At 64.6% G+C, this 20397-nt stretch carries 14 protein-coding genes; 4 read left to right on the top strand and 10 right to left on the bottom strand.

Annotated elements, in window-relative coordinates; genetic code table 11:
- Window positions 1–25 precede the first annotated feature (25 nt).
- A complete protein-coding gene (locus NRG23_RS01395; protein ID WP_016703833.1) occupies window positions 26–1345 on the bottom strand; it encodes an LLM class flavin-dependent oxidoreductase in 1320 nt (439 codons plus the stop codon).
- 16 nt (window positions 1346–1361) lie between these two features.
- Window positions 1362–2324: an ABC transporter substrate-binding protein gene (locus NRG23_RS01390; protein WP_257373537.1), complete on the bottom strand. Its 963-nt coding sequence runs from the start codon at window positions 2322–2324 to the stop codon at window positions 1362–1364.
- Window positions 2325–2831: 507 nt separating this feature from the next.
- Between NRG23_RS01390 and mexE the strand changes: the two genes are divergently transcribed.
- Genes mexE through NRG23_RS01375 form a run of 3 tightly spaced genes read left to right on the top strand, consistent with a single transcriptional unit; the run spans window position 2832 to window position 8701 of the window.
- Window positions 2832–4088 carry a multidrug efflux RND transporter periplasmic adaptor subunit MexE gene (gene mexE / locus NRG23_RS01385; protein WP_009049255.1) on the top strand — a complete coding sequence of 419 codons (1257 nt, stop codon included), beginning with the start codon at window positions 2832–2834 and terminating at the stop codon, window positions 4086–4088.
- Between the two features lie 15 nt (window positions 4089–4103).
- Window positions 4104–7283, top strand: a complete 3180-nt coding sequence (locus NRG23_RS01380; protein ID WP_101282606.1) for an efflux RND transporter permease subunit — start codon at window positions 4104–4106, stop codon at window positions 7281–7283.
- Window positions 7280–8701 (top strand): efflux transporter outer membrane subunit, encoded by a 1422-nt coding sequence (locus tag NRG23_RS01375; protein WP_257373536.1) that lies wholly within the window; start codon window positions 7280–7282, stop codon window positions 8699–8701. Before NRG23_RS01380 ends, NRG23_RS01375 begins: the two co-directional genes overlap by 4 nt.
- 201 nt (window positions 8702–8902) lie before the next feature.
- On the opposite strand, the gene NRG23_RS01370 is transcribed toward NRG23_RS01375, so the two are convergent.
- From NRG23_RS01370 to NRG23_RS01360, 3 genes are read right to left on the bottom strand one after another with little or no spacing between them, the layout of a single operon-like run.
- Window positions 8903–9850 carry an HlyD family secretion protein gene (locus tag NRG23_RS01370; protein WP_009049258.1) on the bottom strand — a complete coding sequence of 316 codons (948 nt, stop codon included), beginning with the start codon at window positions 9848–9850 and terminating at the stop codon, window positions 8903–8905.
- The gene (locus tag NRG23_RS01365; protein ID WP_007924845.1) at window positions 9847–10050 is read right to left on the bottom strand and encodes a DUF1656 domain-containing protein; all 204 of its coding nucleotides are present in this window, start codon (window positions 10048–10050) and stop codon (window positions 9847–9849) included. The genes NRG23_RS01370 and NRG23_RS01365 overlap by 4 nt, the downstream gene beginning before the upstream one ends.
- Window positions 10040–12187 carry an FUSC family protein gene (locus NRG23_RS01360; protein WP_257373535.1) on the bottom strand — a complete coding sequence of 716 codons (2148 nt, stop codon included), beginning with the start codon at window positions 12185–12187 and terminating at the stop codon, window positions 10040–10042. Before NRG23_RS01360 ends, NRG23_RS01365 begins: the two co-directional genes overlap by 11 nt.
- Window positions 12188–12477: 290 nt before the next feature.
- On the opposite strand from NRG23_RS01360, the gene NRG23_RS01355 reads away from it, so the two are divergent.
- A complete protein-coding gene (locus NRG23_RS01355; protein ID WP_041983558.1) occupies window positions 12478–13533 on the top strand; it encodes a tetratricopeptide repeat protein in 1056 nt (351 codons plus the stop codon).
- Between the two features lie 189 nt (window positions 13534–13722).
- Here NRG23_RS01355 and NRG23_RS01350 read toward each other — a convergent pair whose 3' ends face one another.
- The 5 genes from NRG23_RS01350 to NRG23_RS01330 all read right to left on the bottom strand — a co-directional run bounded on the left by NRG23_RS01350 (window position 13723) and on the right by NRG23_RS01330 (window position 20268).
- The gene (locus NRG23_RS01350; RefSeq protein ID WP_009049261.1) at window positions 13723–14100 is read right to left on the bottom strand and encodes a response regulator; all 378 of its coding nucleotides are present in this window, start codon (window positions 14098–14100) and stop codon (window positions 13723–13725) included.
- 78 nt (window positions 14101–14178) lie between these two features.
- The gene (locus tag NRG23_RS01345; RefSeq protein WP_257373534.1) at window positions 14179–15360 is read right to left on the bottom strand and encodes a hybrid sensor histidine kinase/response regulator; all 1182 of its coding nucleotides are present in this window, start codon (window positions 15358–15360) and stop codon (window positions 14179–14181) included.
- Entirely contained in the window at window positions 15354–15959 is a 606-nt protein-coding gene (locus NRG23_RS01340) for a chemotaxis protein CheB (RefSeq protein ID WP_103330647.1), read from the bottom strand. The genes NRG23_RS01345 and NRG23_RS01340 overlap by 7 nt, the downstream gene beginning before the upstream one ends.
- Window positions 15956–16771 carry a protein-glutamate O-methyltransferase CheR gene (locus NRG23_RS01335; protein ID WP_009049264.1) on the bottom strand — a complete coding sequence of 272 codons (816 nt, stop codon included), beginning with the start codon at window positions 16769–16771 and terminating at the stop codon, window positions 15956–15958. The genes NRG23_RS01340 and NRG23_RS01335 overlap by 4 nt, the downstream gene beginning before the upstream one ends.
- Entirely contained in the window at window positions 16771–20268 is a 3498-nt protein-coding gene (locus NRG23_RS01330; RefSeq protein ID WP_257373533.1) for a response regulator, read from the bottom strand. The genes NRG23_RS01335 and NRG23_RS01330 overlap by 1 nt, the downstream gene beginning before the upstream one ends.
- Window positions 20269–20397: the final 129 nt, after the last annotated feature.

Raw genomic sequence — 20397 nt, 5'->3', positions numbered from 1 at the left:
TCTGGCTATCTGGGGTTTCTGTGCATCAGCGCAGATTGCGCGGAATCCTCAGCCCGAGGTTTTCGCGCAAGGTGCTGCCCGGGTATTCGCGGCGATACACCCCGCGCTCCTGGAGCAACGGCACCACCTCCTCGGTGAACCGGCGAAACTGCCCCGGGTGGCCGATGTAGAGGTTGAAACCGTCCACGGCCCGCGCCTCGAACCATTCACTCATCTTCGCCGCGACGGTTTCGGCGCTGCCGACAAAGGCGCCGGGGCGCAGCTGTCGGGAGGCTTGCACCGCCTGGCGCAGGCTGAGTCCTTCGCTGACCGCGCGCTCGGTGATGCGCTTGGCCAGCGTGAAAAAGCTGCTGCGGGCGAACTCCAGGGCCTGCGCCGGGAAAGGCGCGTCCAGCTCGTACTGGCTGAAGTCATGCCAGCCAAAGGAACGGCCGAACTCCAGCAGGGCCTGCTCGAAACTGTGATCGGCCGCGTGGTAATGGCGTTCGAGTTCCCGCGCCTGCTCGTCGCTGTCGCCGACGAACACCTCGGCCCCCGGCAGCACCAGCACCTGTTCCGGATCGCGGCCCTGGCGCAGCGCGCGCTCCTTGATTTCCCGGTAGAACGCCTGCCCCTGCTCCATGCTCGGCGCATGGGTGAAGACCACGTCGGCAATCGCCGCGCCCAGCTCGCGGCCTTGTTCGGAGTCCCCCGCCTGGAAGATCACCGGCTGGCCTTGCGGCGAGCGTTGCAGGTTGAGCGGCCCGACCACGGAAAAATGCTCGCCCTTGTGGTTCAGCGCATGCAGCTTGGCCGGGTCGAAATAACGCCCGCTGGCGCGATCCCGGACAAAGGCGTCGTCCTCCCAGGACTGCCACAGGCCCTGCACCACCTGCACATGCTCCCGGGCCCGGCCATAGCGGGTGTCGTAGTCGTAGTGCTCGTCACGCCCGTAGTTGCCGGCGGTGCCGGCGTCGCCGCTGGTGACCACGTTCCAGCCGGCGCGGCCCTTGCTGATCAGGTCCAGCGAGGCCAGGCGGCGGGCGACGTTGAACGGCTCGTTATAGGAGGTGGTGAGCGTGCCCACCAGGCCGATATGCCGCGTGCTCACCGCCAGCGCCGAGAGCAGCGTCAGCGGTTCCAGGCGGTTCAGGTAATGGGGCGGCGAACCCGGGGTGATGAACTGGCTGTCGACGATGAAGATCAGGTCGAACAACGCCGCCTCGGCCTGGCGCGCAATGTCGATGTACCAGTCGATATTGACGCTGGCGTCGGCCGGCAATTCGGGGTCCAGCCACAGGTTGTGCCGGCCGGGGCCACCGACGCCCATGGTCAGGGCGCCCAGTTTCAGTTGTCGTGTGCTCATGGAGGGTCCTTGGTGGTTACGGCGCGGCCTGAAGCGTCACAGCAGGATTCTGCAAGGCGGCATTAAAGGAAGTGTCGAACAGGCTGGCGGCCGGGTAGGACTTGATCAGGCCGATGCCACTGAAGAAATCCACGGTCTTCTGCGCGTCGGCGATGTTCTGCGGGCTGATCGGCCCCACGTCGGTTTGCGCCCGACGGAACCAGGCACGGGCGATCTCCCGGTCGGCGCGGGTGCGCTCGGCCCAGGCATCGGCATAGGCCTCGCTGTGGGCAGGATCGTTGACGCTCCAGGCCCGGGCTTTTTTCAGCCGTTGCAGGAAGTCGCCGATGGCCGCGCGTTTTTCTTCCAGGGAACGGTTGTTGCCGACCACGAAGCTCTGCGCCGGGATCAGCCCTTGCGCCGTGGCGATCACCCGGCCACCGCGCCGCTCCTGTTGCGTCACGTAGGGTTCCCAGGTGGCGATCACATCCACCGAGCCACCTTCCAGCGCATGGAAGGCATCGAGGGCGCTGAGGTAGCGGATGTCCACCGCGTCACGGGGCACGCCAGCCTGGTCCAGCGCGCTGAACAGCAGTTGCTGGCTCCAGGAGCCCTTCCAGATCGCCACGCGTTTGCCACGGATGTCGGCGACGGTCTTGATCGGCGAATCCTGGTTGACCACGATGGCCACCCCGGAAAGATTCTGTTGGGTGACCGCGATCACCTTGATCGGCGCCCCCAGGGCACCGAGGAACAGCGGTGGCGCATCCCCCAACAGCCCGAGGTCGAGGCTGCCGGAGTTCAGCGCTTCGGCCACCGGCGAGCCGGCGGTGAACTGCTTCCATTCCAGGGTGTACGGCAGGTTGTCGAGCACGCCGGCGGCATCCATCACCGCGCGGGTGTTGTAGCTTTGGTCGCCGACGGTGAGGGTGAGCGCCGAGGCACCGAGGCTGATGGACGCGGCCAGCGCGGCGGCGGCCAGTTGCAGAAGTGTACGCAAGGCAATCTCCAGGAAGTCGAAAGTCGGGGCTGTCATTTATTTGGTTATATAAGAAGAAAACTTAAAAACCATAGCCTATAAGCTAACGACACTAAGGAGCGCTGTAAAAGTCATTTTAGGAATAACTTAATATGCAAAATTTGCATCTAAAGACAGCCCTGTCGTAACGCACTTGCCCAAGCCCTCTTCCTGGCAACCCAGGCGCACCGCGAGCAGGCTCGCTACAGCAGGGGTAAAGGGTGCTTTTATAAATCCGCTACAGAAAGCAGTGGGTCGATGCTCGATGGCTCGCGATAGGACTCCTCCCCTCTTCCCACCCTTACAATCCGGGAAACAATGAAATTCCATTTAAGGAATTGATAGCACCCTAACGAAAGGTGCATGCTAGAGGGCTTTCATCGCGCTTATATCATTCCGAATGATAGTTACCTTCGGCTCATTCGATTCGTGCGATACAACCCCTGCCGAGCATCATCCGCCCATCTCAAATACATTGGCGGATGATCCATGGAACAGTCACTCAAACACTTACGCTTCCCTCTCGCATTATTGGCTGTGCTGGTGATGAGCGCCTGTGGCAAGGCACCGCAAACGGCCGCCAACATGCCCGCCGCCAAAGTCAGTGTGGCCAAGGTGCTGGAGCAACCGGTCAACGAATGGGACGAGTTCACCGGGCGCCTCGAGGCGCCTGAAACCGTCCAGATCCGCCCACGGGTTTCCGGCCAGATCGACCAGGTGGCCTTCACCGAAGGCGCCCTGGTGAAGAAAGGCGACCTGCTGTTCCAGATCGACCCACGGCCGTTCCAGGCCGAAGTACGCCGCCTGGAAGCCCAGCTGCAACAAGCCCGCGCCACCGCCACCCGCAGTGCCAATGAAGCCCAGCGCGGCCAGCGCCTGCTGACCAGCAACGCGATTTCCGCCGAACTGGCCGACACCCGCACCAGCGCCGCCCAGGAAGCCCGCGCCGGGGTCGACGCGATCCAGGCGCAACTGGACGTGGCCAAGCTCAACCTGAGCTTCACCCGGGTCACCGCGCCCATCAGCGGTCGCGTCAGCCGCGCGGAAATCACCGCCGGCAACCTGGTGACCGCCGACGTCACCCCGCTGACCAGCGTGGTCTCCACCGACAAGGTCTACGCCTACTTCGACGCCGACGAGCGTGTGTACCTCAAGTACACCCAGCTCGCCCGCCAGGGCCAGCGCGGCCAGACCACCCCGGTCTACCTCGGCCTGTCCAATGAGGATGGCCACCCGCACCTGGGCCAGATGAACTTCGTCGACAACCAGGTCAACCCGCAGACCGGCACCATCCGCGGTCGCGCGGTGTTCGACAACAGCGACGGCAGCTACACCCCGGGCCTCTATGCGCGCCTGAAACTGGTGGGCAGCGGCACCTACTCCGCCGTGCTGATCAACGACGAAGCGGTGGGGACCGACCTGGGCAAGAAGTTCGTGCTGGTGATGGACGCCGACAACAAGCCGGCGTACCGCGCCGTCGAGCTGGGGCCGAAGATCGAAGGCCTGCGCATTGTGCGCAACGGCCTGAACAAGGACGACACCATCATCGTCAAGGGTCTGCAGCGAGCCCGTCCGGGCGCGCCGGTCAGCCCTGAAGTAGTGCCGATGGCCAGCAAGGAAACCCTCGCCGCCCTGGCGCAACAACGACAAGCCCTGGAAGCCAGCAACCTGCCTCAAGTCGCCCCCGCCAAGGGCGCGCCTGAAGCGGCTGCGAAACTGGCCAGCGCTGCGACTCCACGCGGTTAAGGGAAAAGACTCAAGATGAATTTCTCCCAATTCTTCATTTCACGGCCGATCTTCGCAGCGGTGCTGTCGCTGCTGATCCTGATCGCCGGCTCCATCTCGCTGTTCCAGCTGCCCATCAGCGAATACCCGGAAGTGGTACCGCCGACCGTGGTGGTACGCGCCAACTTCCCGGGCGCCAACCCGAAAGTCATCGGCGAAACCGTGGCCGCGCCCCTGGAGCAGGCCATCACCGGGGTCGAGAACATGCTCTACATGTCCTCGCAGTCCACCGCCGACGGCAAGATCACCCTGACCATCACCTTCGCCCTGGGGACCGACCTGGACAACGCCCAGGTGCAGGTGCAGAACCGCGTGACCCGGACCGAGCCCAAGCTGCCTGAAGAGGTGACGCGCATCGGTATCACCGTGGACAAGGCATCGCCCGACCTGACCATGGTCGTGCACTTGACCTCGCCGGACAAACGCTACGACATGCTCTACCTGTCCAACTACGCCATCCTCAATATCAAGGATGAGCTGGCGCGCCTGGGCGGCGTCGGTGACGTGCAGCTGTTCGGCATGGGCGACTACTCGCTGCGGGTCTGGCTCGATCCGAACAAGACCGCTTCGCGCAACCTCACCGCCACTGACGTGGTCACCGCCATTCGCGAGCAGAACCGCCAGGTCGCCGCCGGTACCCTGGGCGCCCCGCCCGCGCCGAGCGCCACCAGCTTCCAGCTGTCGGTCAACACCCAGGGTCGCCTGGTGACCGAGGAAGAGTTCGAGAACATCATCATTCGCGCAGGCGACAACGGCGAGATCACTCGCCTGAAAGACATCGCCCGGGTCGAGCTGGGCTCCAACCAGTACGCCCTGCGTTCGCTGCTGAACAACCAGCCGGCGGTGGCGATCCCGATCTTCCAGCGCCCAGGCTCCAACGCCATCGAGATCTCCAACGAAGTGCGGGCCAAGATGGCCGAGCTGAAGCAGAGCTTCCCGCAAGGCATGGACTTCAGCATCGTCTACGACCCGACCATCTTCGTCCGCGGTTCCATCGAGGCCGTGGTGCATACCCTGTTCGAAGCATTGATCCTGGTGGTGCTGGTGGTGATCCTGTTCCTGCAGACCTGGCGCGCCTCGATCATCCCGCTGGTGGCGGTGCCCGTCTCGCTGATCGGTACCTTCGCCGTGATGCACCTGTTCGGCTTCTCGCTCAACGCCCTGTCGCTGTTCGGGCTCGTCCTGGCCATCGGTATCGTGGTGGACGACGCGATCGTGGTGGTGGAAAACGTCGAGCGTAATATCGGCCTCGGCCTGAACCCGGTGGAAGCCACCAAACGCGCCATGCGCGAAGTGACCGGGCCGATCATCGCCACCGCCCTGGTGCTGTGCGCGGTGTTTGTGCCGGCGGCCTTCATCAGCGGCCTGACCGGGCAGTTCTACAAGCAGTTCGCCCTGACCATCGCGATCTCCACGGTGATCTCGGCCTTCAACTCCCTGACCCTGTCGCCGGCCCTGGCCGCGGTCTTGCTCAAGGACCACCACGCACCGAAGGACCGCTTCTCCAGGTTCCTCGACAAGTTGCTGGGTGGCTGGTTGTTCAAACCCTTCAACCGCTTCTTCGACCGCGCCAGTCATGGCTACGTCGGCACCGTGCGCCGGGTGATCCGTGGCAGCGGCATCGCCTTGTTCCTCTACGCGGGCCTGATGGTGCTGACCTGGTTCGGCTTCGCCCACACGCCGATGGGCTTCGTCCCGGCCCAGGACAAGCAATACCTGGTGGCCTTCGCCCAACTGCCGGACGCCGCGAGCCTGGACCGCACCGAGGATGTGATCAAGCGCATGTCCGACATCGCCCTGAAGCAACCGGGCGTGGAAAGCGCGGTGGCCTTCCCGGGCCTGTCGATCAACGGTTTCACCAACAGCCCGAACAACGGCATCGTGTTCGTGACCCTCAAGCCCTTCGACGAGCGCAAGGACCCGAGCATGTCCGCCGGGGCCATCGCCGGCGCCCTGAACGGCAAGTACGCCGATATCCAGGAAGCCTACATGGCGATCTTCCCACCGCCGCCGGTACAGGGCCTGGGGACCATTGGCGGTTTCCGCCTGCAGGTCGAGGACCGCAGTGGCATGGGTTACGAAGAGCTGTATAAGGAAGTGCAGAACGTCATCGCCAAGAGTCGCAGCGTGCCGGAACTGGCCGGGCTGTTCACCAGCTACCAGGTCAACGTGCCTCAGGTCGACGCGGCTATCGACCGGGAAAAGGCCAAGACCCACGGCGTGGCCATCAGCGATATCTTCGACACCCTGCAGGTCTACCTGGGCTCGCTGTACGCCAACGACTTCAACCGTTTTGGCCGTACCTACCAGGTCAACGTCCAGGCCGAACAGCAGTTCCGTCTCGAAGCCGAGCAGATCGGCCAGCTGAAAGTACGCAACAACAAGGGCGAGATGATCCCGCTGGCGACCTTCATCAAGGTCAGTGACACCGCCGGTCCCGACCGCGTGATGCACTACAACGGCTTCGTCACCGCGGAAATCAACGGCGCGGCCGCACCGGGCTACAGCTCCGGCCAGGCGGAAGCGGCGATCGAGAAACTGCTCAAGGAAGAACTGCCCAACGGCATGACCTACGAATGGACCGAGCTGACCTACCAGCAGATCCTTGCCGGTAACACCGCGCTGTTCGTCTTCCCGCTCTGCGTGCTGCTGGCGTTCCTGGTACTGGCCGCGCAATACGAGAGCTGGAGCCTGCCGCTGGCGGTGATCCTGATCGTACCGATGACCCTGCTGTCGGCCATCGCCGGGGTGATCCTGTCCGGTGGCGACAACAACATCTTTACCCAGATCGGCCTGATCGTACTGGTGGGCCTGGCGTGTAAGAACGCGATCCTGATCGTCGAGTTCGCCAAGGACAAACAGGAAGAAGGCCTCGACCCGCTGGCCGCGGTGCTGGAAGCCTGCCGCCTGCGTCTGCGGCCGATCCTGATGACCTCGTTCGCCTTCATCATGGGTGTGGTGCCCCTGGTGTTCTCCAGCGGCGCCGGTGCGGAAATGCGTCATGCCATGGGTGTCGCGGTGTTCTCCGGGATGCTCGGGGTGACCTTCTTCGGCCTGCTGCTGACCCCGGTGTTCTACGTCCTGATCCGCAACTATGTGGAGCGCAGCGAAGCCCGCAAAGCGACCCGTGCCCTGAAACTGGAGGCGCAACAATGAGCCTGAAAGTCTTCCTGCCGAGCTTGCTGGTACTGGCCCTGAGTGCCTGTGCCGTCGGCCCGGACTATCAGACCCCGACGACCGAGGCGGCCAACATCACGGCCGCCACCGATGGCGCCGCGGGTCAGAAGAATTTCGACCGCGCGCGTTTCGAAGGCATCTGGTGGCAACAGTTCGACGACCCGGTGCTCAACCAACTGGTGACCCGGTCCCTGCAGGGCAACCGTGAGTTGCGCGTGGCCTTCGCCCGCCTGCGGGCCGCCCGGGCGATTCGCGACGACGCCAGCAACGATGCGATGCCGACCATCACCAGCCGCGCCAGCAGCGACCTGGCCAAGGGTCAGATCCCCGGCCAGACCACTCGCCGGGTCAACAGCGAACGCTACGACCTGGGCCTGGACATGGCCTGGGAACTGGACCTGTTCGGCCGCATCCAGCGCAACCTGGAAGCCAGCGAAGCCGACCAGCAGGCCGCCGAGGCCGACCTCTACCAGCTGCAAGTCACCATGATTGCCGAGCTGGTGGATGCCTACGGCCAACTGCGCGGCGCCCAGCTGCGGGAGAAGATCGCCCTGGCCAACCTGAACAACCAGCAGGAGTCGCGCAAGATCACCGAAAGCCTGCGTGACGCCGGCGTCGGCGATCAGCTCGACGTGGTCCGCGCCGATGCGCGCCTGGCCGCGGTAGAGGCCAGCGTGCCGCAACTGCAGGCCGAACAGGTGCGCCAGCGCAACCGTATCGCCACCCTGCTGGGCGAGCGTCCGGACAAGCTCAGCGTCGATCTTGCGCCCGCGCAGCTGCCGGCGATTGCCAAGGCCCTGCCGATCGGCGACCCGGGCGAGCTGCTGCAACGCCGTCCGGACATCCTCAGCGCCGAACGCCAGTTGGCCGCCGCCACCGCGCGGATCGGCGTGGCCAAGGCCGACCTGTTCCCCCGGGTCAGCCTCAGTGGTTTCCTCGGCTTCACCGCCGGCCGTGGTTCGCAGATCGGCTCCTCGGCCGCCAATGCCTGGGCCCTGGGCCCGAGCATTACCTGGGCTGCTTTCGACCTGGGTAGCGTGCGCGCCCGTCTGCGCGGCGCCAATGCCAACGCCGACGGCGCCCTGGCGACCTACGAGCAGCAAGTGCTGCTGGCCCTGGAAGAGTCGGAAAACGCTTTCAGCGATTACGGCAAGCGCCAGCAACGGCTGATCTCGCTGATTCGCCAGAGCGAGTCGAGCCGCGCCGCGGCGGACCTGGCGGAAATCCGCTACCGCGAAGGCACCGTCGATTTCCTGGTGCTGCTCGACGCCCAGCGCGAACGCCTGGCCGCCGAAGACTCCCAGGCCCAGGCCGAGGTCGACCTGTACCGTGGCATCGTCGCCATCTACAAGGCCCTGGGTGGCGGCTGGCAGCCTGAGACGGTCGCCAGCAAGTAAGGCTTCAACCGAGCTCCTCTGGTTGGCCGCAACCAACCAAATTTTTGCCCCGTGTTCTCATTCGGTCACGGGGCTTTTTTTGGCCTGCCAAAAAGCATCGCGGGCAAGTCGGATCGCCGCCCGCTCGCTCCCACAGACGCCACTGTCCGTAGGAGCGAGGCTTGCCCGCGATAAGATCGTTCATCCACAACAACCTCTCGCCTATTCCAGCACCGTCACCGTCGCCGTAGTCCCGGCGCGCAACCTGTCCTTGCCCGGGTAATCAGGGTCGATGGCGATCCGCACCGGCACCCGCTGCGCCAGCTTGACCCAGGTGTAGCTGGGGTTGATGTTGGCCAGCAGGCGGCTGCCCTGGGAGTTCTCGCGGTCGGTAATGGCGAAGGCGATGCTCTGTACCTGGCCGCCGAAGGTCTCGCCGCTCATCAACTGGATGCGCACCGCACTGCCCTCCTCGATCCGTGGCAGCTTGGTCTCCTCGAAGTAACCGCTGATATAGAAGGAGTCGCTGTCCACCAGCGCCAGCAAGGCCGCGCCGGCGCTGGCGTAGTCGCCCTGGCGGGTCTGCAGGTTGGTCACGTAGCCGCTGACCGGGGCTTCGACCCGGGTGCGCTGCAGGTCCAGCTCGGCCTGTTTCAGCGCCGCCTGGGCCAGGTGCACGTTGGCCTGGGCCAGGCCGAGATTGGCCTGGTCGCGCAACAGGTCGGCCTGGGCCACCGCCACATCGGTATTGGACTTCTCCCACTCCTCGCCGGAAATCGCGAAGCCCTGCTTCAGGCTCCGGCGCCGACGCTCTTCGCTTTGCCGCTGCTTGAGCTGCGCCGCGCTGGCGGCAATCGCCGCTTCGGACTGGCCGAGGGTGGCGACCGCCACTTCCACCGAACGCTTGGCATGCTCCACGGCCAGGGCATATTGCGCCGGGTCGATCTCCAGCAGCAGTTGGCCCTTGTCCACGTGCTGGTTGTCCTGCACCTGCAGGCTGACAATGCGCCCGGCGACGTCCGCCGACAGGGTCACCACATCGGCCCGCACCCGCGCATCGCGGGTCCAGGGCGCGCGGGTGTAATGCTCCCAGGCGAACCAGCCCAGCACGAGCGCCAGCACTACCGCCACCAGGGTGATCGAGCGGGCCAGGGTGTTTTTCAGATTCATAGGCTTCCCATCAGTAAAATGACCGTGGCGCAGACGCAGGCATACAGCGCCCCTTCGAACAACGCTTCGTGCCAGACGAAGCGCAACACACCGAGGCGCCGCAGCCCCCAGTCCAGCAGCAGGAAAATCGGCAAGGCCAGCAACAGGGCCTGGGCGATGGGCGGCAGGTAGACGCCGCCGAATTCGAAATCAATGGGCAAGGGCCGGTTCTCCTGTTTCCGTGGGTTGCAGCATGGGGCTGTAGCGCTCCAGGAAGGCGCCGACGATCAGCAGTGAGACGCGCATGCGGAACACCGACCACAGCTGCTCGTGGGCCTGGGGCCGGTCGTCGGTGTGCAGCTGGTCGAGGTAGTCGCCCAGCTCCCGCAGCCGCGCCAGCAGCTCATCCACCTCCAGCGCCGAGCGCCCGGCCACATAACGCCCGATCCGCCGCAGCAACTGCTGCAGGTCGGCGTTGGTCGCGCTGCTCAGCCAGGGGTTGTCCAGGCTCTGCTGCTTGAGCTGGTTCATCGCCACGCCCAGGGTCATGCAGGCCAGGCTGGTTTCGAAACGCTCGGCGGAAGCGCGGTCGCCGGCGGCGGGCAACAGCCCGAGCATCTGGGTCAGGCGGTCGACCATGCGGCTCTCGAAGACAAACTGCTCCTCGTCGCTGGCCGTGGTTTTCTGCAAGGCATACACCTGCTCGCGGGTGTCGCGGAACAAGCGGCGAATGCGCAGCACCGGGTTGAACGGGAAGATAAAGGCGTACACCAGCAACGACAGCACCCCGCCGCTGACATAGGCCCCGGCGAACTCGAACCACTGGATGGCGCTGTTCTGCCAGGCGCCGATGTTCTGCGGGCCGATCATCAGCAGGCTCGACAGCCCCAGGCCCATGCCGATGCCGGCGGTCATCGGGCTGGCCAGGCCCACCGCGACCGTGTACAGCAGCGGCACCAGCAGCAGCGCCAGCCACTCGAAATCGCCAATCAAGGGCACCAGGGCGAAGACGTAGACCGCCGAGATCACCAGCGCCAGGGCCTGGCCACGCATGTAGCTTTGCGCCGCCGCCAAAGGCCGCGGGAAGGTCGCCATCAGCGAACAGAGAATACCCACCAGGACCATGCTCGAACGCGCGCCGTCCCAGGCGGTTTCGATCCAGATCAGCCCGGAGACCAGCAGCGCGGTAAAAGCCCGCAGCGCATTCATCGCCGCCAGCGGCCAGTCCAGGTGCAACGGATTGGCCCGGCCCTGGCGGTACAGGCAACTGGCCTGGCGACCGTCCTGGATGGCATCGCTGAACTCGAGAATGTCTTCGAGCTGCTTGAGCATCCGCGCCTGCTCCCAGCGCAGGGCCCAGGCCAGGGAACGCAAGGTGGCGGGCAAGGCGTCGGCCTCGCGCTCGGCGCGCCGCGCCTGTTCATCGAAACGCTGCTGCAATTGCGCGAACTGCTGCCGCGAGGCGGCGGGCAAGGCACGGCCGTGCTGCGCCAGTTCATCGAGAAATGCCAGCTCGTCGGCGCGCAGTTGCTGGATCGCCTCCGGCAGCTCGCCGACCCAGCGCGCCCGCAGCAGTTCGCGCTGGTGGCGCAGCACGCTGAGGCGCGAGGTCAGCAGCACCAGCTGGTTGCCCAGCAGTTGCACCAGGCCGTCGGCGCTGCGCAGGCGCGGCGCGTCGAAATACAGGTGGCGGCGCAACCCTTCCAGGGCGCTGATCTCGCCCAGCAGCTGCATCTGCCGCTTGTGGAAGTCGGCCTCGCTTTCGTCGGTGCGAATCGCCGCCGCGGCGTGGGTCGCCAGCAGCTTGAGCACCTGGTCGATCTTGGCGAAGTAACCGTGGGCCACGGCCTCCGGGCGCGCCGTCAGCAGGCTGACCACGCAGACGCAGGCCACCGCCAGCAGGGTCTCGGTGACCCGGGTAATCGCCAGCGTCAGGGTATTGCCCTGCTCGGGGATCGCCAGCATCGCCACCACCACCGCGGTGTAGCCGCTGAGCACGAACGCCTGGGAACTGGTGTAGCGCAACAGGGTGCCGCCGGCGGTGCACAACGCCAGCCACAGGCCCAGGGTGACCAGGAACGGCAGCGGCGCCTGGGGGAAGATCGCCATGATCAGCACCGCCACCGCCGCCCCCAGGGTGGTGCCGATCACCTGGCCGAAGCTGCGGGCCAGGGCCATGCCCGCCAGGGGCTGGCTGACGATGATCACCGCCATCAGCGACCACTTGGGCTGGTCGAGGTCGAAGATGAACGCCAGGTACAGGGTCAGCAGGCCCGCGACGATGGTGCGCAGGGCAAAGCGCAGCACCGCACCTCCCGGGTGAATGACGACCTTGAAGTAGTTGATCAGTGGCTGCATGAGTGGGTTCTGGGCAAAGGGGCACCTGCGGCTAGCGTAGTCAGTCTGCGGCCGGGAAAGCTTATCGTCCCGGCCTTCCCGGCAGGAAGGCAATTTTTCCCGAACTGTCGATCGTTCGCGCCAATCGCGTGGTCAAGCAGAGTGATTGGACCAGCCGGCGCCGCTCTTGCGGCCTGGCCCCGGCGCGAAAACCCGAGTCGTGCCCATCGACCCGCAAGCGGGTTTGACTCCGGGGGGAACCTGACCGAAGCTTGCGCCTTCGTAAAGCCGCCCCTGCCATGGATGCCTGCATGACCAAGCCCCGCCGCACTCTGTTGATCAGCCTTCTCGTCGTCCTGGCCCTGGGCCTGGCGTGGCTGTTCCTGCGCACCACGCCGCCGGTGGTGCCGGATGCGATCAAGCACGGTTACGGCAAGGCGCTGGAACAGGCGCGCAACGGCCAGCCCGGCGCCGCCCGAGTGCTGTATCAGCAGCTGGGGCGGCCCGACCTGTCGGACAGCCGGCGCATCCGCCTGCTCGCCGAGCTGCACAACTACCCCAGCCCGCAGGCGTTGAAACTGGCCGACGCCGGCCTGCACCACGCCGAGCCCGAGGTCCGCGAGGCGGCCATTCAGGCGGTGCTCGGCCTGGTCCCGGCGCGCCAGCGCAGCCTGCTGATCGGCCCGCTGCTGGACGACGAAGTGCAAAGCGTGCGCTTCGCCGCCGTCACCGCCCTGCTCGGCCTGTCGCCGGATGAACAAGGCCTGTATTTCGGGCCGCTGCAGCAAGTGATCGATGAGTACACCCAAGTGCTCAAGGCCCAGCCGGAGAACGTCGAGGCGCAATACCAGCTGGCGCGCCTGTACCTGCACAACGCCAACCTGGACCAGGCCCAGCAGACGCTGGAGCACGCCTTGAGCCTGCAACCGGACAACCTGCAAGCGGTGATCCTGCAACTGGAGGTGCTGGACCGCCAGGGCCGCAGCGAAGATGCCCGCAAGCTGCTGGCCAAACAACTGCAGGCACAACAGGATTCCGCCTACCTGCAACACGCCCTGGGCATGTGGCTGCTGCACCACGACCAGAGCGAGTTCGCCCTGCTCGGCCTGTCCCGCGCCGTGGAGCTGGAGCCGAACAACGCCGACTACCGCTACGACCTGGCCACCACCCTGCACAGCGAAGAAGAGCTGGAAGCGGCGCAGAAACAGCTCGAGGAAATCGTCCAGCGCCAACCCGCCAACCGCAAGGCGCGGGTGCTGCTGATCAAGTACTGGAAGGAAAGCGGCCAGCTGCAGAACGTGCAGATCCTCCTGGCCCAGCTGGAACAACAGAACCCCGACGATCCGGCCTTGCAGCAAGGCCTGTAAACCCGCGCCGCCGGACGATATTTCAATGTCGCACCCGCCCCTGTAGCCGCTGCCGCAGGCTGCAATCGCCTGCGTAGCAGGCGCAAGATTTACCTGATCCATCGTGGAGCCTGGTCTTGCGGTTGCTACGCAACCGATCGCAGCCTCGCGGGCTCGGCAGCGGCTACAGGGCTGCAGGGCTTAGAGGTGTCACGCCAGCAGGCGCTGGATCTGCTCTTGCAGGCTGTTGAGGTCGAAGGGCTTGGCCAGGATCGGCGCGCTTCTGGCGATCGGGCTGCCGGATTCGAGAATCTCGGTGGGATAGCCGCTGATGAAAATCACCTTGAGGTCCGGACGCAGCTTCACCGCGGGCTCGGCGATCATCACCCCGGTAATCCCGCCCGGCAGCCGGTAGTCGGTGATCATCACATCCAGGTGCGGTTTGCTGGCGAGGATCTCGAATGCCTGCTCGCCGTTCTCCGCCTGCAAAACCCGGTAGCCCAGGCCCGACAGGTAGTCGGCGAGCAACATCAGAATCACCGGTTCATCTTCGACGATCAGTACGACGTCTTGTGCATCTTCACTCATGAGAAGCCTTTGTTCGGTCAATAGCTGCTGATACGACCATCCGGTCATCCAGAAGGTTGCGTGGGTGCCGGTGTTTTCCTACAGCGGCAGACAAACGCGAAACAGCGCACCTTCGCCGATCCTGCTGTCGACTTCAATGGTGCCGCCATGGGCGGTGACGATCTGCTCGGAAATGAACAACCCCAGCCCGAGCCCGGCCACCGCATGATTGACAGAGACGCGCTCGAACTGCTGGAAGATACGCGCCTGGTTTTCCTCGCTGATGCCGATCCCGTGATCGCGCACTTCGACCCGCGCCTGCCCGTCCGCGCTGTAGACCCGCACTTCGATCGGGCTCTTGGCGCCATACCGCAAGGCATTGGTCAGCAGGTTGGAGATCACCTGTTCGATACGGAACTCGTCCCACTGGCCGAGCACCGAGCCTTCGGCGCTCAGGGCGATCGAGGATTCGGCGGCCTCGACCTGGGGCGCGAAACTCTCCAGCAGGCCACGCACCAGCTGTACCAGGTCGACCTGGCTCGGGCGGATCGACAGCTTGCCGGTCCGGATCCGCGAGATGTCCAGCATGTCTTCGATCAGGCGGATCAGGCTTTTGATCTGGCGCTCATCGCGCTCGACCATGGCCTGCATCTTGTCCAGGGTAAACGCGGAAGCATTGTCGCGGGCCAGGTGCATCTTGCGCAGCTGGGTCTCCAGGATCAGGCCGTTCAACGGCGTGCGCACCTCGTGGGCGACGATCGACATGAAGTCGTCACGCATGCGCACCGCCTGCTCCAGTTCGTTCTGGGTCGCCTGCAACTGCTTGAGCAGCGCCCCCTGCTCGCGCCGGCTCTGCTCCAGGGCTTCGACCTGCCGTTTCATGGCCTTGCTCTGCCGGTACAGGTCGACGAACACATTGACCTTGCTCTTCACCGCATGGATATCCAGCGGCTTGTGCAGGAAGTCCACCGCGCCGCTCTCATAGCCCTTGAAGGCATAGTCGAGCTCGCGCCCGGCGGCGCTGACGAACACGATGGGGATGTTCTTGGTCTTCTCGGTGCCGCGCATCAGCTCGGCCAGCTCGAAGCCGTTCATGCCGGGCATCTGCACATCGAGGATGGCCATGGCGAACTCATGCTCGAGCAACAGCGACAACGCCTCGTCCGCTGACAGCGCCTTGTACACCTGGCGATCCTCGCGCTTGATCAGCGCTTCGAGGGCCAGCAGGTTCTCTGGCAGATCGTCGACGATCAGCAGCTTGGCTTGGATATTACTTAACATGCGATTCGTTCCAGCTCGACAAGCAGACGGCTGATGCCGTGCAAAGGGAGAATGTAATCCGGTCGGTGCAGCGCGATGGCCGCCTCGGGCATGGTCGCCACCTGGGCCTCGGCCGGGTCCTGGACAATGCTCAGGCCGCCGCGTCGCTTGACCTGGGCCAGGCCATGGGCGCCGTCCTGGTTGGCCCCGGTCAGCAGCACCGCGGCCAGGCGCGGGCCATAGGCATCGGCGGCGGAGTCGAACAGGTAATCGATCGAGGGACGCGAATGATGCACGCGCTCCTCCTGGCTCAGGGACAGGCTGCGGTCCTGCTCCACCGACAAGTGATAACCGGGCGCGGCGAAATACAGGGTGCCGCGCTCGATGCTCTCCTTGTCGCGGGCCTCTTTCACCGGCAGCGCCAGGCGCAGGGCGAACAGCTCGGCCAACTGGCTGCGATGCTCTTCGGGCAGGTGCAGCACCACCACGATCGGCAGGCTGAAACCCTCGGGGAACGCGCTGAAGATTTTCAGCAGCGCCTCGACGCCGCCGGCCGACGCGCCTATCACGATGGCCTCGACCCGCGGCAAGGCGGATTGCCTGATGACGTCGTCGTTCATGATTTGCGGTAGACCCGTTCTTGTTTGACCAGCGGCTCGAAGTGCTGGGCATAGGCCGAGAAGTCCAGGGTTTCCTTGCTGCCCAGCACCAGGAAGCCACGGTGGCAGAGCGACTCGTGGAACAGGCCGAAGGCGCGGTCCTGCAACTTCTTGTTGAAATAGATCAGCACGTTGCGACAGGAAATCAGCTGGGTTTCGGAGAACACGCTGTCGGTCGCCAGGCTGTGGTCGGCGAAGGTCACGTTCTCGCGCAGGGTCTTGTCGAAGATCGCGTAGTCGTAGGCCGCCGTGTAGTAGTCGGCAAAGGAGCGCAAACCGCCGGCCTGCTGGTAGTTCTGGGTGTAGGCGCGAATGTTCTCCAGGGAAAAGATGCCTTGCTTGGCCTTCTCCAGGGAGCTGGGATTGATGTCGGTGGCGTAGATGATGGTGCGCTCGAGCAACCCTTCCTCGCGCAACAGGATGGCCATCGAATAGACCTCCTCGCCCGTGCTGCAGCCGGCGATCCAGATCTTGATCGAGGGATAGGTCTTGAGCAGCGGCACCACTTCCTGGCGGATCGCCAGGAAGTGCGACGGGTCGCGGAACATCTCGCTGACCGGGATCGTCAGGAACTGCAGCAGCTGCATGAACGCGCCCGGATCATGCAGCACCCGCTCCTGCAGGGCGGAAATGGTCTTGCATTCGAACTGGCGCAACGCATGGTTGATCCGGCGCTTGATCGAGGCGCCGGAATAATCGCGGAAGTCGTAGCTGTACTTGAGGTAGATAGCTTCGATCAACAGGCGCAGTTCGATCTCGGTATTGCGCTCCACTAGATTCTTTCCATCTTGGGTAACCAGACTCGAATAAGGGAAAACAGCCGGTCGAGGTCGATCGGCTTGGCCAGGTAATCGTTGGCGCCGGCCTGCAGGCAACGCTCCTGATCGTCCTTCATGGCCTTGGCGGTCACCGCGATGATCGGCAGCTTGCGCCAGCGCGGCTGCTTGCGGATTTCCAGGGTGGCTTCGTAACCGTCCATCTCGGGCATCATCACGTCCATCAGCACCAGGTCGATGTCCTCGACTTCATCGAGCTTGGCGATCGCCTCATGGCCATTGCGACCGATGACCACGATCGCGCCCTTCTGCTCCAGGGCGCTGGTGAGGGCGAAGATATTGCGCACATCGTCGTCCACCAGCAGGACCTTGCGCCCCTCGAAGACCTTGTCGCGGCTGCGGGCGGCCTTGAGCATCTTCTGCCGCTCATGGGACAACTGGGACTCGACCTTGTGCAGGAACAGCGTCACTTCATCCAGCAGGCGCTCGGGCGAGCGCGCGCCCTTGATGATGATCGAGCGCGAATACTTGCGCAGCTCCGCCTCTTCGTCGCGGGTCAGGTTGCGCCCGGTGTAGACGATCACCGGCGGGAAGGAGCAGATGTCCTCGGTGGACATGCGCTTGAGCAGGTCGTTGCCGAGCATGTCCGGCAGCTTCAGGTCGATGACCATGCAGTCGTAGAGGTTGTCGCGCAGCAGCTCCAGGGCCTCCTGGGCCAGGCCGACGGCGGTGATCTCGATGTCGTCGTCGCCGATCAGCCGGGCGATGCTGTCGCGCTGCAGGTCGTCGTCCTCCACCAGCAGCACGCGCTTGACCTTCTGGGTGAGCTTGGCTTCCAGGCGGGCGAACACGTCCTTGAGTTCTTCGCGGGTGGTGGGCTTGACCGCATAGCCGATGGCGCCCATGTGCATGGCGGCCTCGACCCGGTCTTCCACGGAAATCACATGCACCGGGATGTGCCGGGTGCTGGCGTGCGCCTTGAGGCGCTGCAACACCGTCAGGCCGGAATGATCCGGCAGGCGCATGTCCAGCAGGATCGCGTCCGGCACGAACTGCTCGGCCAGGCTGTAGCCCTCGTCGGCGCCGTGGGCCACCAGGCACTGGTAACCCAGCTCGTGGGCCAGGTCATACAGGATGTGGGCAAAGTTCGGCTCGTCCTCCACCACCAGGATGCAGCGGGTGGCGAACGGCGCCTTGTCGCGATCGTCGGCGAAACGCGGAATCTCCACCTCAGGCACCAGGGGAGCCGGCGCCGGCGCCGGTTTGCTCGGCGCCTGGGTCAGCGGCGCAGCGACTGGCTTGAGTTCGCCCTGTTGCTCTGCCGCACGCTCGACGTACTGCTCCGGCAGCACCAGGGTGAAGACACTGCCCTGCCCCGGCTCGCTGGCGACCGTGATCGAACCGCCGAGCAGCGCCGCCAGGTCACGGGAAATCGACAACCCCAGGCCCGTGCCGCCGTAACGGCGGTTGGTGGTGCCGTCGGCCTGGCGGAAGGCCTCGAAGATGCTTTCCTGCTGCTCCGGGGCAATGCCGATGCCCGAGTCGCGCACGATAAAGGCAATGCCCGCCTCGGGCTGCTGCGACACGCTCAGGCTGACCTGGCCCTTCTCGGTGAACTTCACAGCGTTGGACAGCAGGTTCTTGAGAATCTGCTCGACCCGCTGGCGGTCGGTGAACAGCATCTGCGGCGTACCGGGCTGCAACTCGACACGAAATTCCAGGCCCTTGTCCGCCGTCAGTGGCTGGAACAGCCCGCGCAGGCCCTCGACCAGGCGCGCGACGCTGGTGTTTTCCGGACGCACTTCGAGCTTGCCGGCTTCTACCTTGGAAATGTCGAGAATGTCGTTGATCAGGTTGAGCAGATCGTTGCCCGCCGAATAAATCGACTCGGCGAACTGCACCTGTTCGGCGCTGAGGTTTTCCTGGGGGTTTTCCGCCAGCAGCTTGGCCAGGATCAGCGAGCTGTTCAGCGGCGTGCGCAGCTCGTGGGACATATTGGCGAGGAATTCCGACTTGTACTTGCTCGACCGCTGCAGCTCCTCGGCGCGTTCTTGCAACTGCACCTGGGCCTGGTTCAGCTCGCCGTTCTTGCGGTCCATGGCGTCGCGCTGCTGCGCCAGCGCCTGGGCCTGCTCGGCCAGTTGCTCGTTGGTCTGTTCCAGCTCCACCTGCTGGGCTTCCAGGTGCACCTGGGATTCCTTGAGCACCCGCGACTGTTCCTCGAGCTCTTCGTTGGCGGTCTTCAGTTCTTCCTGCTGCACCTGCAGCTCTTCGTTGAGTTGCTGGGTCTCGGCCAGCACTTCCTGCAGGCGCTGGCGATAACGCGCGGCTTCGATGGCGGTGCCGATATTGCCGGCGATCAGCTCCAGGAACTCGACATCGCGCTCGCTGAGGGCGCGCAGGAAGCCCAGTTCGATCACCCCGTTGACCCGGTCGTCGTCGCTGGTCGGCACCACCAGCACGCTGCGCGGCACGCCATCGCCCAGGCCGGAGCTGACCTTGAAATAATCGACGGGCACCTCGTCCAGGCGGATCAGCCGGTCCTGCTGGGCCGCCTGCCCGACCATGCCTTCACCGATGAAAATCGACTGTTCGCGTTCTTCCTGCTCGCGGGAGAAGCCATAGGCGGCCACGCGCTTGAGGCCACCGTGCTCTTCACGCACGTACAGCGCCGCCACGGCGCTGCCCAGGTATTGCGCGCAGAACTGCAGGATATTGCGCCCCAGCAGGTTCAGCGTCAGTTGCCCGAGCAACTGCTCGGCCAGTTCGGTCTGGCCACTGCGCAGCCAGGCCTGTTGCGCCAGGCTCTGGGCGCTTTTCTGCTGGGCGGCTAGGTTGGCGCTGTAGCTCTTCGACAGGTTGAGCAGGTCGCGGCGACCGATAAAGGCCAGCAGGCCACTGATAACCACCACGAACAGCAGGTACAGGACCACGCTGAGGACCGTGGTACGGGTGACGTTCTCGTTGCGATCGACCCGCAGCTGCTGCTCCATCGCCACTGCTTCGTCGTATTCCTTGCGCATCTGGTCGGTCAGGCGTTTGCCCCGGCCGGACTGCACCGAGCGGCGATAATCGCCCTCCTGGCGACGCATCTCGATCATGCTTTTCGCGTGCAGGCCCCACTCTTCCTGCAAGGCTTCCAGGCGCTTGAAGCGATCGACCTGCTGCGGATTGTCCGCCACCAGCCCCCGCAACTCGCGCAGCTCGCTGAAGATCTGCGGCTTGGCCACTTCATACGGGTCGAGGAAATGCTCGTCGCCGGTGATCAGGAAGCCGCGCATGCCGGTTTCCAGGTCGACCGTCAGCTTGGCGGCCTGGTTGATGCTGTTGATCACCCGGTCGCTGTGCTGGACCCACTGGATCGCCGAGAGCAGATAGCTGATCAGGGACACGAAGACCACCGCGCTGAGCACGCCCACCCCCAGGGGAAGCGCGATGTTGCGGCTTAGCAGCTTGCGAAAACTCTGTTCATCAACCGAAGACGGGGAGCTCATTGAAAGGCCTTGGTGAAGTGTCAAAATCCATGGAGTTTGCCCCAAAGGGGGGCAGCGCATCTATTCTTCCGACAAGCTCGGTGGCAATTTTTCATCCTGCACTGCCCGCCCTCGATCAGACAGGTTATT

It is taken from the genome of Pseudomonas sp. T8, assembly GCF_024610635.1.
Lineage (GTDB): Bacteria > Pseudomonadota > Gammaproteobacteria > Pseudomonadales > Pseudomonadaceae > Aquipseudomonas > Aquipseudomonas chlororaphis_I.
Note: the sequence above shows the minus strand (reverse complement) of the source record. Positions and strands in the feature narration are given on the sequence as shown.